Source organism: Brucella tritici, assembly GCF_902825325.1.
Classification (GTDB): Bacteria; Pseudomonadota; Alphaproteobacteria; order Rhizobiales; family Rhizobiaceae; genus Brucella.
Genome location: NZ_CADEAR010000111.1, coordinates 1 through 206, shown reverse-complemented (window position 1 = coordinate 206; position 206 = coordinate 1). Strand labels below are relative to the sequence as shown.

The following is a 206-nucleotide window of genomic DNA, read 5'->3' as shown; positions in this document are numbered from 1 at the left end:
GCTGCTGGACCGATGCGGGCGTAAACTTCGTTGCCACGCATGATGACGATCTCTTCGCCCTGGTTGGCGCGATCGAGGACTTCGGCGAAATTCTTGCGGGCTTCGCTGATCTTGTAGCTTGTCTGGGGCATCGGGACCTCCGAAATTGGCCGTACGCCATTGATACCATTGTTTTACAGCACGTACAAGTGCCTCGTACATATCAC

At 54.9% G+C, this 206-nt stretch carries 1 protein-coding gene; it reads right to left on the bottom strand.

The genetic code is table 11. From position 1 onward, the window contains the following. Positions 1–131 (bottom strand): type II toxin-antitoxin system Phd/YefM family antitoxin (locus HWX93_RS22870; RefSeq protein WP_176038832.1); only part of this gene is annotated, 131 nt, incomplete at its 3' end. Positions 132–206 lie beyond the last annotated feature (75 nt).